This is a genomic window from Citrobacter braakii, assembly GCF_009648935.1.
GTDB lineage: Bacteria > Pseudomonadota > Gammaproteobacteria > Enterobacterales > Enterobacteriaceae > Citrobacter > Citrobacter braakii.
The window spans coordinates 676,576-693,963 of the sequence record NZ_CP045771.1 but is presented as its reverse complement, the minus strand read 5'-3'; the positions used below and the strand labels follow the sequence as shown (position 1 = coordinate 693,963).

At 54.5% G+C, this 17,388-nt stretch carries 20 protein-coding genes and 1 riboswitch; of the genes, 9 read left to right on the top strand and 11 right to left on the bottom strand.

Features of this window, described 5'->3' with window-relative positions:
• Positions 1 to 2: 2 nt before the first annotated feature.
• Together GFC06_RS03165 and GFC06_RS03160 are read right to left on the bottom strand one after the other, a co-directional pair.
• Positions 3 to 320, bottom strand: a complete 318-nt coding sequence (locus GFC06_RS03165; protein ID WP_047415986.1) for a PTS lactose/cellobiose transporter subunit IIA — start codon at positions 318 to 320, stop codon at positions 3 to 5.
• A gap of 4 nt (positions 321 to 324) precedes the next feature.
• Positions 325 to 630: a PTS sugar transporter subunit IIB gene (locus GFC06_RS03160; protein WP_153689830.1), complete on the bottom strand. Its 306-nt coding sequence runs from the start codon at positions 628 to 630 to the stop codon at positions 325 to 327.
• Positions 631 to 1,720: 1,090 nt separating this feature from the next.
• Here GFC06_RS03160 and cspE point away from each other — a divergent pair.
• Complete coding sequence (cspE, locus tag GFC06_RS03155) at positions 1,721 to 1,933, top strand: transcription antiterminator/RNA stability regulator CspE (protein ID WP_016155304.1); 213 nt, start codon at positions 1,721 to 1,723, stop codon at positions 1,931 to 1,933.
• A 120-nt stretch (positions 1,934 to 2,053) separates the two neighbouring features.
• On the opposite strand, the gene thiH is transcribed toward cspE, so the two are convergent.
• From thiH to GFC06_RS03120, 7 genes are all read right to left on the bottom strand, one after another.
• The gene (gene thiH, locus GFC06_RS03150; RefSeq protein WP_016157943.1) at positions 2,054 to 3,187 is read right to left on the bottom strand and encodes a 2-iminoacetate synthase ThiH; all 1,134 of its coding nucleotides are present in this window, start codon (positions 3,185 to 3,187) and stop codon (positions 2,054 to 2,056) included.
• A complete protein-coding gene (gene thiG / locus GFC06_RS03145) occupies positions 3,184 to 3,954 on the bottom strand; it encodes a thiazole synthase (protein ID WP_016157944.1) in 771 nt (256 codons plus the stop codon). Before thiG ends, thiH begins: the two co-directional genes overlap by 4 nt.
• Before the next feature lies 1 nt (position 3,955).
• A complete protein-coding gene (thiS, locus tag GFC06_RS03140) occupies positions 3,956 to 4,156 on the bottom strand; it encodes a sulfur carrier protein ThiS (protein WP_047498831.1) in 201 nt (66 codons plus the stop codon).
• On the bottom strand, positions 4,137 to 4,895 hold the full coding sequence (locus GFC06_RS03135) for a HesA/MoeB/ThiF family protein (RefSeq protein WP_075849248.1): 759 nt from the start codon (positions 4,893 to 4,895) through the stop codon (positions 4,137 to 4,139). Before GFC06_RS03135 ends, thiS begins: the two co-directional genes overlap by 20 nt.
• The gene (thiE, locus tag GFC06_RS03130; RefSeq protein WP_153689829.1) at positions 4,888 to 5,523 is read right to left on the bottom strand and encodes a thiamine phosphate synthase; all 636 of its coding nucleotides are present in this window, start codon (positions 5,521 to 5,523) and stop codon (positions 4,888 to 4,890) included. Before thiE ends, GFC06_RS03135 begins: the two co-directional genes overlap by 8 nt.
• Positions 5,523 to 7,421 (bottom strand): phosphomethylpyrimidine synthase ThiC, encoded by a 1,899-nt coding sequence (gene thiC / locus GFC06_RS03125; RefSeq protein WP_047498840.1) that lies wholly within the window; start codon positions 7,419 to 7,421, stop codon positions 5,523 to 5,525. The genes thiE and thiC overlap by 1 nt, the downstream gene beginning before the upstream one ends.
• Positions 7,422 to 7,504: 83 nt before the next feature.
• Positions 7,505 to 7,627: riboswitch (TPP riboswitch) on the bottom strand.
• A 49-nt stretch (positions 7,628 to 7,676) separates the two neighbouring features.
• Positions 7,677 to 8,165: an Rsd/AlgQ family anti-sigma factor gene (locus GFC06_RS03120; protein ID WP_016155311.1), complete on the bottom strand. Its 489-nt coding sequence runs from the start codon at positions 8,163 to 8,165 to the stop codon at positions 7,677 to 7,679.
• A gap of 96 nt (positions 8,166 to 8,261) precedes the next feature.
• Here GFC06_RS03120 and nudC point away from each other — a divergent pair, with 96 nt between their 5' ends.
• From nudC to GFC06_RS03090, 6 genes are all read left to right on the top strand, one after another.
• Positions 8,262 to 9,035: an NAD(+) diphosphatase gene (gene nudC / locus GFC06_RS03115; RefSeq protein ID WP_049282584.1), complete on the top strand. Its 774-nt coding sequence runs from the start codon at positions 8,262 to 8,264 to the stop codon at positions 9,033 to 9,035.
• Positions 9,036 to 9,078: 43 nt separating this feature from the next.
• Positions 9,079 to 10,143: a uroporphyrinogen decarboxylase gene (gene hemE / locus GFC06_RS03110; RefSeq protein ID WP_046276272.1), complete on the top strand. Its 1,065-nt coding sequence runs from the start codon at positions 9,079 to 9,081 to the stop codon at positions 10,141 to 10,143.
• A 9-nt stretch (positions 10,144 to 10,152) separates the two neighbouring features.
• Positions 10,153 to 10,833, top strand: coding sequence for a deoxyribonuclease V (gene nfi / locus GFC06_RS03105; protein ID WP_153689828.1), 681 nt, complete (start codon positions 10,153 to 10,155; stop codon positions 10,831 to 10,833).
• 33 nt (positions 10,834 to 10,866) lie between these two features.
• The gene (locus GFC06_RS03100) at positions 10,867 to 11,457 is read left to right on the top strand and encodes a YjaG family protein (RefSeq protein WP_003842015.1); all 591 of its coding nucleotides are present in this window, start codon (positions 10,867 to 10,869) and stop codon (positions 11,455 to 11,457) included.
• Between the two features lie 186 nt (positions 11,458 to 11,643).
• Complete coding sequence (gene hupA, locus GFC06_RS03095; RefSeq protein WP_001044509.1) at positions 11,644 to 11,916, top strand: nucleoid-associated protein HU-alpha; 273 nt, start codon at positions 11,644 to 11,646, stop codon at positions 11,914 to 11,916.
• 11 nt (positions 11,917 to 11,927) lie between these two features.
• Positions 11,928 to 12,620, top strand: coding sequence for a DUF1481 domain-containing protein (locus GFC06_RS03090; protein ID WP_047359007.1), 693 nt, complete (start codon positions 11,928 to 11,930; stop codon positions 12,618 to 12,620).
• A gap of 59 nt (positions 12,621 to 12,679) precedes the next feature.
• Here GFC06_RS03090 and zraP read toward each other — a convergent pair whose 3' ends face one another.
• Entirely contained in the window at positions 12,680 to 13,120 is a 441-nt protein-coding gene (gene zraP, locus GFC06_RS03085) for a zinc resistance sensor/chaperone ZraP (RefSeq protein ID WP_016155316.1), read from the bottom strand.
• Positions 13,121 to 13,384: 264 nt separating this feature from the next.
• Here zraP and zraS point away from each other — a divergent pair, with 264 nt between their 5' ends.
• A complete protein-coding gene (zraS, locus tag GFC06_RS03080) occupies positions 13,385 to 14,770 on the top strand; it encodes a two-component system sensor histidine kinase ZraS (protein ID WP_047498846.1) in 1,386 nt (461 codons plus the stop codon).
• A 5-nt stretch (positions 14,771 to 14,775) separates the two neighbouring features.
• Entirely contained in the window at positions 14,776 to 16,101 is a 1,326-nt protein-coding gene (zraR, locus tag GFC06_RS03075; RefSeq protein WP_049282587.1) for a sigma-54-dependent response regulator transcription factor ZraR, read from the top strand.
• On the opposite strand, the gene purD is transcribed toward zraR, so the two are convergent.
• A complete protein-coding gene (purD, locus tag GFC06_RS03070) occupies positions 16,098 to 17,387 on the bottom strand; it encodes a phosphoribosylamine--glycine ligase (protein WP_016157951.1) in 1,290 nt (429 codons plus the stop codon). The two genes, zraR and purD, sit on opposite strands and share 4 nt — an antisense overlap.
• Position 17,388 lies beyond the last annotated feature (1 nt).

Below are 17,388 nucleotides of genomic sequence, written 5' to 3'. Positions count from 1 at the left end.
GATCAGTTTACTGGTGGTAAGCGTCGATACAGTTCAATCATATCGCCTGCCAGATCCTGAATCACCATGGCATTCATCAGGTGGTCCTGCGAATGGACGGTGATGAGATTAACCGGTAGTTTGCCGGTACCTTCGTCAATTCCGATCAGTTGGGTTTGGATTTTATGCGCTTGTTTAACATACTCGCGTGATTCTATCATCGCGTGTTCTGCCCCGGCGAAATCACCTTTACGCGCCAGTTGCAACGCCGTCAGGGCTTGACTGCGCGCAGCTCCGGCGTTTACCAATAATTCCATGATGATCGTTTCTAACTCTTCCATGCCATCACTCCAGTAGTTTCAGCGCTTTGTCCAGTACCGCATCGCCTTTCATCATGCCGTAATCCATCATATCGATAACGGCGACTTTTTTTCCTAGCGGGTCGGCGAGCGCCTGCAGCTTGGCCTGTTCATACTTAACCTGTGGGCCGAGCAATACGATATCCGCAGTGGCGATATTCTCTTCAAACTCAGCCACCGGGACCGCTTTGATAGTGACGTCGACTCCTTTTTTCTGGGCGGCATCATTCATCTTTTGCACCAGCATGCTGGTGGACATTCCGGCGGCACAGCATAAAACGATGTTTTTCATAAGCAGTCTCGATCAACATGTGTGGGTTGATAATTATCGCGAGCCAGCCGCAGCAACAACTGCTTTGCAACGATTGTGTGCAAGGCATCACAAAGAAAGTCACTTTTTCTGAAACCGGTTACAAAAAGAGGCTCAACCCTACGATCTGGCCCTGATTTGGCGATTGTTGACCCATTTATCATATGCAGGAATATATAATCACTGTTAATAAAGACATGTTATAAAAAACAGTATTGACAGCGTTTTTTAAACCCGTATGTTAATGCTTAACAGCGGAGAAATTGTAGTTTGCTGTTAAGGTAGTAAGTGTTAGTAGAGCTTGATTGGGGGTTGCGATAAAGGCCACGAAGTATTTTTGTATGGGATAGTCGATGCTGAAAACGCTATTTATTCACCTCGACAATGCTTTCAGGCCACGTAGTTGATATATCTAATCGCAAATAGTTAGTAAAACGCGACGATGTAACGTCATGATTTAATAGTAAATGTTTGCGGTTTCTGTTTTCTGGTTATCGCAAGGGAAATAAGGCAACGCATCAAAGAGTATATGTCGCGAGGGGAAGTGTACTTGTTTAGGTCACCAGCCTTGAGTTCTATTATCAAGCGGGTGGAATGTGTTTAACGGTAAATAGAGGACGTTTTTAGTTAGTATCAATATCCAATATTATCTGTAGTAAACGTGTACATTTTAAAGTAGTACCATCAGCAGTACTAAATCGTTAAGTTTATTAATGTTAAATTTGAAGTGTGTAGTAACTTAAAGCCCTGACTGCAATGGTCAGGGCTTTTGTTCATTTTAGATCAAGTTGTTACCTGAAATGCTCAACCGCAATGGTGTAACATTTCGGCGTTAATCGATTATTAAATAAATTAATGCTTGCTTATTGATTAGAAGTAAGTCTACTATAGCGACATCGGTTTGATACACAGACCTTATGAAAGCAGTTTTAGTAAAGCAGTTCTCAGTTCAAGCGTTATCCTCAGATACTCTTCTTCATGAGCCTCCTCCCTAAGTGCCCCATAAGTTAATTTCTGCAAAACAGGCCATCTTCGCTGCTTAAGCGGCTCAAAAATATGAAAGGAAGTATCTATGTCTAACAAAATGACTGGTTTAGTAAAATGGTTTAACTCTGAGAAAGGCTTCGGCTTTATCACTCCTCAGGACGGTAGCAAGGACGTGTTTGTGCATTTCTCTGCTATCCAGAGTAACGATTTTAAAACATTAGACGAAGGTCAAAAAGTGGAGTTCTCTGTGGAGAATGGCGCTAAAGGCCCGTCTGCTGTTAATGTTGTCGCGCTGTAATCGCCGATAATTTCACTAATGCTTACGATAGCGATGAAGGCCAGAGCCTGAGCAGTTAAGTGGCAGTGAAGAAAAAACCCGCGAAAGCGGGTTTTTTCGTTTTATGCGATTGCTCCGGACTTACGGCATCTGCGAAGCGCGTCCCAGATAGCTGTCCCAGTCCTTCCACACGGGCTGTAACCCCTGCGCCATTAGTGCTTCAGCAACGGCTTCTGGGCGACGGGCGTCGTGTGGGGAGAACTGTTCCAGTTCAGGATGGTTATCGGCATAACCGCCGGGCTGTGTTTTTGAGAAGGCGCTGACGTTGTTGATCGCCAGCGGGATCACATGATCACGGAACCATGGCGATTCGCGGGTGGAGAGCGACAGCTCAATTTCTGGCGCCAGTAAACGAAACGCGCAAATGGTTTGGACCAACTGTCGCTCGTCCATGATCGATGCGGGTTCAACGCCACCGGTGCATGGGCGCAGGCGAGGGAAGGAGATGGAGTAGCGGCTCTGCCAGTAATGCTGCTGCATCCACAGCAGATGTTCAGCCACCATATAGCAATCGACCCGCCAGCTGTCGGACAAACCAATCAACGCGCCAAGACCGATTTTATCGATCCCTGCGCGGCCCAGCCTGTCCGGCGTTTCCAGTCGCCAGAAGAAATCCTGCTTTTTCCCCTTCAGATGGTGGCGAGCGTAAATCGCCTCATGATAGCTCTCCTGATACACCATCACGCCATCCAGTCCCAGAGTCTTCAGCTCCGCATATTCAGCCTCTGACAGCGGCTGAACTTCCATCTGCAACGAGGCAAACTGGCGGCGAATGGTGGGCAAATGGCGACGAAAGTAATCCATTCCGACTTTTGCCTGATGTTCACCGGTGACCAACAACAGATGCTCAAAACCCAGCTCACGGATAGCGGTACACTCTCGTTTTATCTCATCTTCGTCCAGCGTTTTGCGTTTGATACGGTTGCTCATGGAAAAGCCGCAGTAGGTGCAGTCGTTGGCGCAAAGATTTGAGAGATACAGCGGAACATAAAAGCTGACCGTGTTGCCGAAGCGCTGGCGGGTCAGGCGCTGCGCTCGCTGTGCCAACGGCTCCAGAAAGTCGGCGGCGGCAGGGGAGAGCAACGCCATCAGATCGTCGCGACTAAGCTGTGAAGCGTTGAGGGCGTGCTCCACGTCAGCGGCGGTTTTACCGTTGATACGCAGGCGGATGTCATCCCAGTCAAGCTGGCGCCAGCGGTCGCTGAACGTTTTCATACGAAGGCCTCCAGGAATCCGGTTAACGGGCTGGTGGCGCTTGCCTGCGAACTTTTGCTTCCTGGTACCGCCTGGCGCGCCAGAAGGCCCGCTTCAACCGCCAGACGGAAGGCGGTAGCCATCGTGACCGGGCAGTCGGCCACGGCGATTGCCGTGTTGACCAGCACTGCGTCGGCACCCATTTCCAGCGCCTGTGTGGCGTGGCTGGGGACGCCGATACCCGCATCAACCACCACCGGTACGGTTGCCTGTTGGATAATAATCTCCAGCATCGCTTTCGTTTCCAGTCCCTGATTAGAACCGATGGGCGCGCCGAGCGGCATTACCGCCGCGCAGCCGACCTCTTCCAGCCGCTTACACAGCACCGGATCCGCGCCGCAGTAGGGCAGCACCACAAAGCCCTGTTTCACCAATGCTTCCGCGGCTTTTAACGTTTCAATCGGATCCGGCAATAGCCAGCGGGCGTCCGGGTGGATTTCTAATTTTAGCCAGTTTGTGCCCAGCGCTTCACGCGCCAGCTGGGCGGCGAAAATAGCCTCTTCCGCGGTTTTCGCCCCGGAGGTGTTAGGCAGTAGCGTCACCCCCGCGTCGATAAGTGGGGCCAGAATGGCATCGTTGTGCTGGCGCAAATCCACGCGCTTCATCGCCAGCGTCACCAGTTGGCTGCCGGAGGCGCGGATCGCCTCGACCATCAGCTGCGACGAAGCAAATTTTCCGGTGCCGGTGAACAGATGTGAATCAAACGTTTTGTCGGCAATACGTAACATATCAACCCCCTGCAATAACCTGAAAAAGCAGGATCTGGTCGCCTTCCTGCACGATTTGCTGCTCCCACTGCTCGCGCGGCAGGATCTGCTGATTAAGCGCCAGCGCCGCTCCCGGTTTAAGTTGATTTAGCGCAGTGAGCAGCCCGCTGACGGTTTGTCCCTCGGCGCACTGCATTAGCTCATCATTGAACTGAATCTGCATGTTGTCCTCCGCAGACCGGGCAGCCGCTGGCACGACGTAGCGCGAGGCTGCGCCACTGGCTGGTTTTACCGTCGAACAGGCGTAGCTCCCCACTGGGAGTTTCAATGCCGCTGAGTAATTTAATCGCCTCCAGCGCCTGCAAGGTGCCCATCACGCCCACAACCGGGCCGACGATGCCGGCGGTGCGGCAGTTGCGTTGCGGCTCTACATCATCCGGCCACAGGCAACGGTAACAGCCTTGTTCCCACGGTGGCGTCAGTACCATTAGCTGGCCGCCAAAGCCCACAGCGCTGGCGGTGATGAGCGGAGTGTTGAGCATCACGCAGGCGGCGTTAATTTCCTGGCGCGTCGCCATGTTGTCGGTACAGTCGAGCACCACGTCGGCACGCGCTACCGCATGCCGGAGCGCCTCACCGGTCAGCCGCTGCTCAAGGACGACCAGCTCGCTGTCCGGATTAAGGCGTGCCAGATGTCGCTTTGCCGCCTGTGCTTTCGGCCGGGCGATATCATCGGTGGTGAACAATATTTGCCGCTGCAGGTTGCTCAGATGAACGTCATCATCGTCCGCCAACGTCAGCGTGCCGACGCCCGCTCCCGCCAGATACAGTGCCGCAGGCGAGCCGAGCCCACCTAAGCCGACGATCAGCACATGGCTATCGAGCAGCTTTTGTTGGCCCTCAATGGCAATGTCGCCGAGCAGGATCTGGCGGCTGTAGCGCATAAAATCGCGGTCATTCATCGCCGACTCCCGCAATGTCCAGTAGCTGCGCCGTGGCTGCCTGCCAGTCTGCGGCGTGGGTTATGGCGCTGACCACGGCAATGCTGCCAACGCCGGTCGCCAGCACCGCTGGGGCGCGCTCAAGGCTGATGCCGCCGATAGCGACAGTGGGGTAATCCGCCAGTCGTTTACTATGGCTTGCCAACTGCGTGAGACCCTGCGGGGCCGACGGCATCTGCTTGGTTTGCGTCGGGAAGACATGACCCAGCGCGATATAAGAAGGCTTAGCAGCCAGCGCTACGTCTATCTCCATATCATCGTGAGTGGAAACACCCAGGCGTAGCCCCGCCGCCTGAATCGCCTTCAGGTCGGTGGTTTCGAGGTCTTCCTGGCCCAGATGCACGCCGTACGCGTTGTGCTTAATTGCCAGACTCCAGTAGTCGTTGATAAACAGGCGAGCATCATAGCGATGCCCCAACTCTATGGCGGCAATGACGTCGGCTTCGACCTCTTCATCACGTTTATCTTTAATGCGCAGTTGGATCGTGCGCACACCTGCCTGCAGCAAGCGTTCAATCCATTCAACGCTGTCTACCACCGGGTAAAGCCCGAGGCGGAACGGCACGGTCGGGAAATCAGGCTGGTACATCACGCCTCCTCTTTTTTGAGGTAGATTTCGCCGCCTTTGGCGCGGAAGTTCTCCGACATATCCGCCATTCCGATTTCAATGGTTTGTGCGGCGGCGTAGTCGCGGACCTCCTGGCTGATTTTCATCGAGCAGAACTTCGGCCCGCACATGGAGCAGAAGTGGGCAACCTTGCCGGACTCCTGTGGCAGGGTTTCATCGTGATAGGCGCGGGCGGTGAATGGGTCGAGTGCGAGGTTAAACTGGTCTTCCCAGCGGAATTCGAAGCGCGCTTTCGACATGGCGTTATCGCGGATCTGCGCACCCGGATGGCCTTTGGCTAAATCAGCGGCGTGGGCGGCAATCTTGTAGGTAATCAGCCCTTGCTTCACGTCTTCTTTGTTCGGCAGGCCAAGGTGCTCTTTTGGCGTGACGTAGCACAGCATCGCACAGCCAAACCAGCCGATCATCGCCGCACCAATGCCGGAGGTGAAGTGGTCATAGCCCGGCGCGATATCTGTCGTCAACGGCCCTAAGGTGTAGAACGGCGCTTCATGGCAGTGCTCCAGCTCTTCGGTCATGTTGCGCTGGATCATATGCATCGGCACATGACCCGGGCCTTCAATCATCACCTGCACGTCGTATTCCCAGGCGATTTTGGTCAGTTCGCCCAGCGTATGCAGCTCGGAGAACTGCGCTTCGTCGTTGGCATCCTGAATCGAGCCTGGACGCAGGCCGTCGCCGAGAGAGAGCGAAACGTCATAAGCGGCACAGATTTCGCAAATCTCGCGGAAATGTTCAAACAGGAAGTTCTCTTTGTGATGAGAAAGACACCATTTCGCCATGATCGAACCGCCGCGCGAGACAATACCTGTCAGGCGTTTAGCGGTCATCGGCACGTAGCGCAGCAGTACGCCCGCGTGAATGGTGAAGTAGTCGACGCCCTGTTCGGCTTGTTCGAGCAGCGTGTCACGGAAGGCTTCCCAGGTGAGATCTTCAGCGATCCCGTTAACCTTCTCCAGCGCCTGGTAGATCGGTACGGTACCGATCGGCACCGGGCTGTTACGTAGGATCCACTCGCGGGTTTCGTGAATATAGCGGCCGGTGGAGAGGTCCATCACCGTATCTGCGCCCCAGCGGGTCGACCACACCAGCTTCTCCACCTCTTCTTCAATGGAGGAGGTCACCGCCGAGTTACCGATGTTGGCGTTCACCTTCACCAGGAAGTTGCGGCCGATGATCATCGGCTCGGATTCCGGGTGGTTGATGTTGGCAGGAATAATCGCGCGGCCCGCAGCGACTTCATCACGCACGAATTCCGGGGTGATGTTTTCCGGCAGGCGCGCACCAAAGTTCATTCCTGGATGCTGATGGCGCAGCACTTCACTACGAATGCGCTCGCGGCCCATGTTTTCACGGATGGCGATAAATTCCATCTCCGGGGTAACCATCCCCTGACGGGCATAGTGCAACTGGGTAACGCGCTTGCCGGCTTTGGCGCGTTTTGGCGTCAGCAGGCCGCTGAAACGCAGCTCGTCCAGGCCATCGTCGGCCAGACGTTGTTTGGTATAAGCGGAGCTACGGTCGTCTAATTCTTCGCTATCGTTACGCGCCGCAATCCATGGCTGGCGCAGTTTTGCCAGACCCTGCTGAACGTTAATCGCCACATCAGGATCGCCGTACGGCCCGGAGGTGTCGTACACCGGCACGGCTTCGTTCTCTTCAAACTGCGGGTTGTCTTTCGTACCACCAATCAGCGTAGGACTTAGCTGGATTTCGCGCATCGGGATGCGGATATCCGCCTGCGAACCGGTGATGTAGATACGTTTTGAGTTAGGAAAGGCGGTACCTTCCAGCGTGTCGATAAAGTGTTGGGCTTGGGCGCGCTGTTCGCGGCGTGATGGTTTAGTAGTGGCAGACATAGCTCATTCCAAATAAAAGTAAGGATATGGCTTGTCAGACGACGGATGAAGCAAGAGAGACGAACGCCAAAGGGCGATACGGTTGTAGATTGACTCTTGTTCCCTTCGCAGGTTTTAACCTGATCAGGTTCCGCGGATCCCGAATTAACGGTCTCAGCCTTTTCCACTCATGCTGCTGTGGAAAATAAGCACTCCGACAAGAAGTAACCTCAAAAAGAGGTAATGAATGTAAATTACGCGTTAATGTCGCAAATCTCAAGCAGGACGTTTGATCATGCCACTCTCGTGCATCGCATCAAAAACCAGCATGATCAGCTTATCTTCCAGCACGAACCGGGCTTCCAGCGCCTCGCCGATATCCGATAAGGCCTGTTGAAATTCAAGGAAGTTATCGTGATCAATGGCGGTCTCCAGACTGGAATCATAGTAGTCCATGATCAGTTGCGTATTGGCTTCCAGGAGCGGCCAAATTTTTGTGGCTTTTAAAAGCTGCCCGTTCCCTTCCAATTTATGGAGAATACGTTCATAAATACTGAAGTGTCCGGTGGAAAGGTAATCGACCAGGCTCTGGCAAAAATCATCCAGCGCCTTTTCATTGAGCCGCATGTACGATTCTTTGCCAGGCTTAATGCCAACCAGATTGTAGTAAGCCACGAGCAGGTGCTTACGTACATGTAGCCAGCGATCAACCAGTTTGTTACTTCCTCCGACGTGCTCCGTCAGGCTTTCCAGCTGGTTTAGCATGATTGACTCCGCAAGATGGTGTTTAGGAACGGCTCACCCGTAAATGTAAAAATAATGTAAACAACATGCCTGTGAAGCAAAGGTTGCGCAAGAGATATGGATCGTATAATTGAAAAATTAGATAGCGGCTGGTGGATTGTCAGTCATGAGCAAAAGTTATGGTTGCCTCATGGCGAACTGCCTTACGGCGACGCAGCAAGTTTTGATCTGACCGGGCAGCGTGCACTTCCTATAGGCGAATGGGAAGGAGAGACGGTCTGGCTGGTGCAGCAGCAGCGTCGGTACGATATGGGATCGGTGCGCCAGGTCATTGACCAGGACGTTGGCCTGTTTCAACTGGCCGGACGCGGCGTACAACTGGCCGAGTTCTACCGCTCACATAAATTCTGCGGTTACTGCGGTCATCCCATGCACCCGAGTAAAACGGAATGGGCGATGCTGTGTAGCCACTGTCGAGAACGCTACTACCCGCAAATTGCCCCCTGCATTATCGTCGCTATTCGCCGTGACGACGCTATCCTGCTAGCCCAACATGTTCGCCATCGTAACGGCGTGCATACCGTGCTGGCGGGTTTTGTCGAAGTGGGCGAGACCCTCGAGCAGGCGGTGGCGCGCGAAGTCATGGAAGAGAGCGGCATTAAGGTGAAAAACCTGCGCTACGTCACTTCTCAGCCGTGGCCGTTCCCACAGTCTTTGATGACCGCATTTATGGCGGAGTATGATAGCGGCGAAATTGTTATTGACCCGAAGGAACTGCTGGAAGCGAACTGGTATCGCTACGACGATTTACCGCTCCTGCCCCCGCCGGGCACCGTCGCGCGTCGATTGATTGAAGATACTGTCGCCCTCTGTCGGGCAGAGTATGAGTGACACACATGTTACACTGGCGTGAAATAGCTCAAGGAATGGAAAAATGACCGAACTGAAGAACGATCGTTATCTGCGTGCGCTGCTGCGCCAGCCCGTTGATGTCACTCCGGTATGGATGATGCGCCAGGCGGGCCGCTATCTACCGGAATATAAAGCCACGCGTGCCGAAGCGGGCGATTTTATGGCGCTGTGCAAAAATGCCGAGCTGGCCTGCGAAGTCACGCTGCAGCCGCTGCGTCGCTATAAGCTTGATGCGGCGATCCTCTTTTCGGATATCCTGACGATTCCCGATGCGATGGGACTTGGGCTGTATTTTGAAGCCGGAGAGGGCCCACGCTTTACCTCACCGATCGCCAGCAAGGCTGACGTCGACAAACTGCCGATCCCGGACCCGGAAGATGAGCTGGGGTATGTGATGAATGCGGTGCGCACTATCCGCCGTGAACTGAAAGGCGAAGTGCCGCTGATCGGCTTCTCCGGTAGCCCGTGGACACTGGCGACCTATATGGTCGAAGGCGGCAGTAGTAAGGCCTTCACCGTGATTAAAAAGATGATGTACGCCGATCCAAAGGCGCTGCATCTGCTGCTTGATAAGCTGGCGAAGAGCGTCACTCTGTACCTGAACGCGCAGATCAAAGCGGGCGCGCAGTCGGTAATGATTTTCGACACCTGGGGCGGTGTGCTGACCGGTCGCGACTATCAGCAGTTCTCCCTGTATTACATGCACAAAATCGTCGACGGTCTGATGCGCGAGAACGAAGGTCGTCGCGTACCGGTGACGCTGTTCACCAAAGGCGGTGGTCAGTGGCTGGAAGCGATGGCGGAAACCGGCTGTGATGCGTTAGGTCTGGACTGGACCACTGACATTGCCGATGCGCGTCGTCGTGTAGGTCATAAAGTGGCACTGCAGGGCAATATGGATCCGTCCATGCTGTATGCGCCGCCAGCCCGCATCGAAGAAGAGGTGGCGACGATTCTGGCCGGTTTTGGTCAGGGTGAAGGCCATGTCTTTAACCTGGGCCACGGCATTCATCAGGATGTCCCGCCAGAGCATGCGGGTGTCTTTGTGGAGGCGGTACATCGGTTGTCTGAACAGTACCACCGCTAAGGAGTCATTATGGATCTTGCGTCATTACGCGCGCAGCAGCTTGAACTGTCCTCTTCAGTGATCCGCGAGGATCGCCTGAGGAGCGATCCGCCGGATCTGATCGGCGGGGCGGACGTTGGGTTCGAGCAGGGGGGCGAAGTGACGCGAGCCGCGATGGTCTTACTGAAGTACCCCTCGCTGGAACTGGTTGAATACAAGGTGGCGCGAATCGCCACCACCATGCCCTACATTCCTGGCTTTCTCTCCTTTCGCGAAACACCCGCGCTGATGGCCGCCTGGCAGCAGCTTTCGCACAAGCCTGATCTGCTGTTCGTTGACGGTCACGGGATCTCTCACCCTCGCCGTCTGGGCGTGGCCAGCCATTTTGGCCTGCTGGTGGATGTCCCGACGATTGGCGTGGCGAAAAAACGGTTGTGCGGCAAGTTTGAGCCGCTCGCCGCCGAACCCGGAGCGTTAGCGCCGTTGTTGGATAAAGGCGAACAGCTGGCATGGGTTTGGCGCAGCAAAGCACGCTGTAACCCGCTGTTTATCTCTACGGGTCATCGCGTGAGCCAGGACAGCGCGTTAGCGTGGGTACAACGCTGTATGAACGGCTATCGTCTGCCGGAACCAACACGCTGGGCAGATGCGGTGGCATCCGAACGCCCTGCTTTTACGCGGCTTGCAGCAAAAACGCCCCATATCGGGTAAACTGCCGCTAATTTCCGTATTTGAGAACTCATCATGTTACAAAATCCGATTCACCTGCGTCTGGAGAAGCTTGAAAGCTGGCAGCACGTCACGTTTATGGCCTGTCTGTGCGAACGCATGTACCCCAACTACGCCATGTTCTGTAAGCAAACCGAATTTGGCGATGGACAAATTTACCGCCGGATTCTGGATTTGATTTGGGAAGCGCTGACGGTTAAAGACGCGAAAATCAATTTCGATAGCCAGTTGGAAAAATTTGAAGAGGCTATTCCTTCAGCAGACGATTATGATTTGTACGGCGTTTATCCGGCGATTGATGCCTGTGTGGCATTAAGCGAACTGATGCATTCGCGTCTTAGCGGTGAAACGCTGGAACATGCAATTGAGGTTAGTAAGGCTTCGATTACGACGGTTGCGATGCTGGAAATGACCCAGGCTGGTCGCGAAATGACCGATGAAGAGCTCAAAGAGAACCCGGCCGTTGAGCAAGAATGGGATATTCAGTGGGAAATTTTCCGACTTTTAGCCGACTGTGAAGAACGCGATATTGAGCTGATAAAAGGGCTTCGTGCAGACCTGCGCGAGGCTGGCGAGAGCAATATTGGTATAAATTTTCAGCAATGACACCATAAAACGTGATTTAACGCCTGATTTGTCGTGCCTGAAGGCTTCCCATCCGCCCCCGGTCTGGTCTACATTTGGGGGGCGAAAAAAAGTGGCTATCGGTGCGTGTATGCAGGAGAGTGCTTTTCTGGCATTTCCGTCGCACTCGATGCTTAGCAAGCGATAAACACATTGTAAGGATAACTTATGAACAAGACTCAACTGATTGATGTAATTGCAGACAAAGCAGAACTGTCTAAAACACAGGCTAAAGCTGCTCTGGAATCCACTCTGGCTGCTATTACTGAGTCTCTGAAAGAAGGCGATGCTGTACAACTGGTTGGTTTCGGTACCTTCAAAGTGAACCACCGTGCTGAGCGCACTGGCCGCAACCCGCAGACCGGTAAAGAAATCAAAATTGCCGCAGCTAACGTACCGGCATTTGTTTCTGGTAAAGCACTGAAAGACGCGGTTAAGTAATTCGCGTGGCAGTGAACAGTTTTATCGAAGGGGCGGTTTCGCCCCTTTTGTCCATCTGGCGTCATTCGCTTTGGCTTTCAGGTGTGCTGTTACTGTCTGCCTGTAGTCGCCACTCTGAGCTTCCTCCGTTCACGGCCAGCGGCTATGTTGGCGATCAGGGGGCGGTACGCATTTGGCGTAAAGATTCCAGCGACGATGTTCACTTACTCTCGGTATTTAGTCCGTGGCGTAAAGGCGATACCACTACCAGTGAATACCGCTGGCAGGGTGATTCGCTCTCGCTGATAGAACTCAACACTTACAGTAAACCACCGGAACATGTCCGTATACGCTTCGATGACCGGGGCGAACTGAGTTTCATGCAACGTGAAGTCGATGGGCAAAAGCAGCAGCTTTCCAGCGATCAAATTGCGCTTTACCGCTATCGTGCCGATCAAATCCGCCAGACCAGCGATGCGTTGCGTCAGGGACGGGTGATATTGCGTCAGGGACGCTGGCATGCGAATAACACAGTCACGACCTGTGAAGGTGAAACACTGAAGCCCGATCTGGAATCGTGGGCGATAAACCACATTGAGCGCCGCCAGAGCCATTCATCTGTAGAAGTGAGTGTGGCATGGCTGGAAGCGCCCGAAGGGTCGCAGCTACTGCTGGTTGCTAATGAAGATTTTTGTCACTGGCAGCCTACTGCCAAAACCTTCTGAAAACCTGATGCCAGGACATCGGGCCAGATAAGGTGAGGCCGCCATCCGGCAAAAACCGTTTACCAGTGGCCCATTCCCATATGGCCGCCGCGATGGTTGCCGCCACCGCCGCACCCGCCGTAGCCCATTCCCGCTCCGCGAGGTACGCCTGCCTGGGCCATTGCGACATCGCGTTTAACGCGCTGCTCATCCAGTGACTGATTCAACGCCTCCATCTCTTTTGCCACGGCATTAATTTTTGCAGTGTCCGGCGAGCTGGCTGTTAGCAACGCGTTGTACTCATAACGTTTAGAGGTCAGCTGTTGGCGCAAGGCGTTGGTCTGCGAGTAGTAATCATCATATATTTTCTGCGCGGTAGCCTGCTGCTCAGTGGTCATTGGCGTACCGCCTCGTTGCTGCATTCCATCACCATATCCCCAGTGATTTTGCGCCAGCGCCGGGGTAGAGCCCAACGCGATAAGAGAGAGCGCAATCAGCGCCAGTTTGTTGTTCCGTTTCATGGGTCGTTCTCCTGTTGGTTAGATTACATTTCCTATTGCATCTTCCGTGCCAAAGCGGCAATCCAGGTCCCGCGGGCGTTGTACTCGTGGTCTTTACAGGGCGACGAGTAAAAATGACTCGCCAGAACGCGCCGGCGGGTCATTTTTACCCGCTACTTTCAGCGGTTTGTGTCTGAGGGCAGGGTTATCATTGAGAAAAAATGGCATGATTTCTGCTGTATACCTGCAACGATGAAAGGAACAGGTGGGATAAAGGGAGAGCGTATGCGTCTTTATAAGGACACGGCGGCCAAGTGGTTGAGCCGACTCTTGCTGGCGGCAATCCTGATTTTGGTCGGTTGGTTTTCGATTATGACCATTCGGGACTATGGGCGGGAAAGCGGCGCCGCGCGGCAAACGCTACTGGAAAAAGGCAGCGTGCTCATCCGCGCTCTGGAGTCTGGTACGCGCGTAGGTATGGGGATGCGCATGCATCATGCTCAACAGCAGACGCTGCTGGAGGAAATGGCCGTACAACCAGGCGTGCTATGGTTTGCCGTCGTTGACGATCATGGCGTCATTATTACTCACAGCAATTCCGCGATGGTCGGTAAAACGCTCTATTCACCGGATGTCCTGCGGCAACTAAGCCCCGGGGAACAAGAAAGCTGGCGGAATATTGACATGCCTACGGGGGACGGTGAAAAAACACCGGTCCTGGAAATTTATCGTCAGTTTCAGCCGATGTATGGTCCAGGACGTCATGGCATGGCGCGCTGTGCCAGCAATGACGGACAGCTTATCACCCCCGCACAAACCATATTTATCGCTTTTGATGCCAGCGATCTGGCTGCGACTCAGGCAAGAGAGTGGCGTAACACCCTGATCGTCCTGTCTGCGCTGGCGGCCGTGCTGCTGGCCACTGTGCTGACGTTCTTCTGGTATCAGCGCTATCAGCGCTCGTACAAAGAACTGCAGGATGCGATGAAGCGTAAAGAAAAACTGATGGCGCTCGGGCATCTGGCGGCCGGGGTCGCGCATGAGATTCGAAACCCGCTTTCATCGATCAAAGGTTTAGCAAAGTATTTTGCCGAACGAACTCCGGCTGGTGGTGAGTCGCATGAGCTGGCGCAGGTGATGGCGAAAGAGGCGGACCGTTTAAATCGGGTGGTGAGCGAACTGCTGGAGCTGGTGAAACCTGCGCATCTGACGCTGCAACAGGTGGATCTCAATGAGGTCATCACCCACTCATTAAACCTGGTGAGTCAGGATGCGGCAAGCCGGGAAATCCAGCTACGTTTTTCGGCCAGTTCCACGCTGCCCGCTATTCAGGCCGATCCCGACCGACTGACTCAGGTGCTGTTGAATCTGTATCTGAACGCCATTCATGCGATTGGTCGTCAGGGCACGATTACGGTTGAAGCGAGTGAAAGCAGCGGCGATCGCGTTAAAATCGTGGTTATTGATAGCGGGAAAGGGATTGCAGCGGAACAGCTGGAGGCCATTTTTACGCCTTACTTCACGACTAAAGCGGATGGAACCGGCCTTGGGCTGGCGGTAGTGCAGAACATAATTGAACAGCACGGTGGTACCATTCATGTGGCAAGCGTTGAGGGCAAAGGCGCAACCTTTACCCTCTGGCTGCCGACCAACGCGAAACAACAGGATTAACAAGGATGACGCGCGGAAAAATCAATATTCTGGTGGTAGATGACGATATCAGCCACTGCACCATTTTACAGGCGCTGCTGCGCGGCTGGGGTTATGAGGTCGCGCTGGCCTATAGCGGGCAAGCGGCACTGGAACAGGTGCGTGAACGCGTATTTGATTTAGTGCTGTGCGATGTGCGTATGGCGGAGATGGACGGCATCGCAACGCTGAAAGAGATTAAAGCGCTGAATTCGGCGATTCCGGTATTGATCATGACGGCGTTCTCCAGCGTGGAGACCGCCGTTGAGGCACTGAAAACCGGGGCGCTGGACTACTTAATCAAGCCGCTGGATTTTGATCGCCTGCAGGAGACTCTGGAAAAGGCGCTGGCGCATACGCGGGAAACGGGCGCTGAACTGCCGTCAGGGTCGGCTGCGCAGTTTGGCATGATTGGCAGCAGTCCGGCGATGCAGCAGTTGATCAATGAAATCGCGATGGTTGCGCCCTCGGATGCAACGGTGCTCATTCACGGAGACTCCGGTACGGGGAAAGAGCTGGTGGCCCGGGCGCTGCATGCCAGCAGTGCCCGCTGTGATAAACCGCTGGTGACGCTGAACTGTGCGTCGCTTAATGAATCGCTGCTGGAGTCCGAACTTTTTGGTCATGAGAAAGGCGCGTTTACCGGTGCGGATAAGCGGCGGGAAGGGCGCTTTGTGGAAGCCGAAGGCGGCACGTTATTTCTTGATGAAATTGGCGATATCTCACCGCTAATGCAGGTGCGTCTGCTGCGGGCAATCCAGGAGCGAGAAGTGCAACGGGTTGGCAGCAACCAGACTATTGCGGTTGATGTCCGGCTGATCGCCGCCACACATCGCGATCTGGCGGAGGAAGTTAACGCCGGGCACTTTCGTCAGGATCTCTACTATCGCCTGAACGTCATCACTATTGAAATGCCAGCGCTGTGCCAGCGTCGGGAAGATATTCCTCTGCTGGCCGAACATTTTCTCCAGCGTTTTGCCACACGTAATCGAAAAGCGGTGAAAGGCTTTACTCCGCAGGCGATGGATCTGCTGATCCACTATGACTGGCCGGGTAATATCCGTGAGCTGGAAAATGCGATTGAGCGTTCGGTGGTGCTGCTAACGGGGGAATATATTTCCGAACGCGAGCTGCCGATGGCGATTGCCGCGACGCCGATAAAAACGGAATACAGTGGCGAGATTCAACCGCTGGTGGATGTCGAAAAAGAAGTGATTCTGGCGGCGCTGGAAAAAACGGGCGGCAATAAAACCGAAGCCGCCCGTCAGTTAGGTATTACGCGCAAAACGCTGCTGGCTAAGCTCAGCCGTTAGTTTTGCTCACGTTCGATGGCGCGCCAGCCGATGTCGTTACGGCTGAAGCTGCCGTCCCAACGGATGTCGGTCATCAGGGCGTAGGCACGCTGCTGCGCCTCGGCAACGGTGTTGCCCAGCGCGGTGGCGCACAGGACGCGACCGCCGTTGGTCAGCACGCGATCGTCAGCAGACAGTTTGGTGCCCGCGTGGAACACTTTACCGTCAGCGACTTCTTCCAGCGGCAGGCCGTGGATCTCATCGCCAGTATTGTAGTTGCCCGGATAACCCCCTGCGGCAATCACTACGCCCAAAGAGGCGCGTTCGTCCCACTCAGAGGTTTTCTCATCCAGCTTGCCATCACAGGCGGCAAGGCACAGTTCAACCAGATCCGATTTCATACGCAGCATAATCGGCTGGGTTTCCGGATCGCCGAAGCGGCAGTTGAACTCGATAACCTTCGGGTTGCCCTGTTTGTCGATCATCAGACCCGCGTACAGGAAACCGGTGTAAGTGTTCCCTTCCGCCGCCATGCCTTTTACGGTTGGCCAGATGATGCGTTCCATGGTGCGCTGATGAACGTCGTCAGTCACCACCGGTGCAGGTGAGTAAGCGCCCATACCGCCGGTGTTCGGACCGGTATCGCCGTTGCCCACGCGTTTGTGGTCCTGGCTGGTGGCCATTGGCAGCACGTGCTCGCCGTCAACCATCACGATAAAGCTCGCTTCTTCACCGTCGAGGAACTCTTCGATAACGATACGGTGGCCCGCATCACCAAAAGCGTTACCTGCCAGCATGTCATGAACGGCGGCTTCGGCTTCCTCCAGCGTCATCGCGACGATAACGCCTTTACCGGCGGCCAGGCCGTCGGCCTTGATAACGATCGGCGCGCCTTTCTCACGCAGATAGGCCAGCGCAGGCTCAATCTCGGTGAAGTTCTGATACTCCGCCGTCGGAATGTTATGACGGGCAAGGAAATCTTTGGTGAAGGCTTTGGAGCCTTCCAACTGTGCTGCACCTTCGGTTGGGCCGAAGATTTTCAGACCGGCAGCGCGAAACGCATCGACCACGCCAATTACCAGAGGCGCTTCTGGGCCAACGATGGTCAGATCGATCTTCTCATTTTGGGCAAAGCTCAGCAGCGCCGGAATATCGGTCACGCCGATTGCCACGTTTTGCAGCGCAGGTTCCAGCGCGGTGCCCGCGTTGCCTGGCGCAACAAATACCGTTTCGACTTTTGGCGACTGCGCCGCTTTCCAGGCCAGCGCGTGTTCGCGCCCGCCGTTGCCAATCACTAATACTTTCATC

Bases quoted from the DNA above. Each gene is read 5' to 3' on its own strand.
- purD (WP_016157951.1), bottom strand. From the start codon at position 17,387: ATGAAAGTATTAGTGATTGGCAACGGCGGGCGCGAACACGCGCTGGCC.
- nfi (WP_153689828.1), top strand. From the start codon at position 10,153: ATGGATCTTGCGTCATTACGCGCGCAGCAGCTTGAACTGTCCTCTTCA.
- thiS (WP_047498831.1), bottom strand. From the start codon at position 4,156: ATGCAGATTCAGTTCAATGATGAGCTAATGCAGTGCGCCGAGGGACAA.
- zraP (WP_016155316.1), bottom strand. From the start codon at position 13,120: ATGAAACGGAACAACAAACTGGCGCTGATTGCGCTCTCTCTTATCGCG.
- GFC06_RS03100 (WP_003842015.1), top strand. From the start codon at position 10,867: ATGTTACAAAATCCGATTCACCTGCGTCTGGAGAAGCTTGAAAGCTGG.
- nudC (WP_049282584.1), top strand. From the start codon at position 8,262: ATGGATCGTATAATTGAAAAATTAGATAGCGGCTGGTGGATTGTCAGT.
- thiE (WP_153689829.1), bottom strand. From the start codon at position 5,523: ATGTACCAGCCTGATTTCCCGACCGTGCCGTTCCGCCTCGGGCTTTAC.
- hemE (WP_046276272.1), top strand. From the start codon at position 9,079: ATGACCGAACTGAAGAACGATCGTTATCTGCGTGCGCTGCTGCGCCAG.
- GFC06_RS03165 (WP_047415986.1), bottom strand. From the start codon at position 320: ATGGAAGAGTTAGAAACGATCATCATGGAATTATTGGTAAACGCCGGA.
- GFC06_RS03135 (WP_075849248.1), bottom strand. From the start codon at position 4,895: ATGAATGACCGCGATTTTATGCGCTACAGCCGCCAGATCCTGCTCGGC.
- cspE (WP_016155304.1), top strand. From the start codon at position 1,721: ATGTCTAACAAAATGACTGGTTTAGTAAAATGGTTTAACTCTGAGAAA.
- zraR (WP_049282587.1), top strand. From the start codon at position 14,776: ATGACGCGCGGAAAAATCAATATTCTGGTGGTAGATGACGATATCAGC.
- zraS (WP_047498846.1), top strand. From the start codon at position 13,385: ATGCGTCTTTATAAGGACACGGCGGCCAAGTGGTTGAGCCGACTCTTG.
- GFC06_RS03160 (WP_153689830.1), bottom strand. From the start codon at position 630: ATGAAAAACATCGTTTTATGCTGTGCCGCCGGAATGTCCACCAGCATG.
- thiG (WP_016157944.1), bottom strand. From the start codon at position 3,954: ATGTTACGTATTGCCGACAAAACGTTTGATTCACATCTGTTCACCGGC.
- thiH (WP_016157943.1), bottom strand. From the start codon at position 3,187: ATGAAAACGTTCAGCGACCGCTGGCGCCAGCTTGACTGGGATGACATC.
- hupA (WP_001044509.1), top strand. From the start codon at position 11,644: ATGAACAAGACTCAACTGATTGATGTAATTGCAGACAAAGCAGAACTG.
- thiC (WP_047498840.1), bottom strand. From the start codon at position 7,421: ATGTCTGCCACTACTAAACCATCACGCCGCGAACAGCGCGCCCAAGCC.
- GFC06_RS03120 (WP_016155311.1), bottom strand. From the start codon at position 8,165: ATGCTAAACCAGCTGGAAAGCCTGACGGAGCACGTCGGAGGAAGTAAC.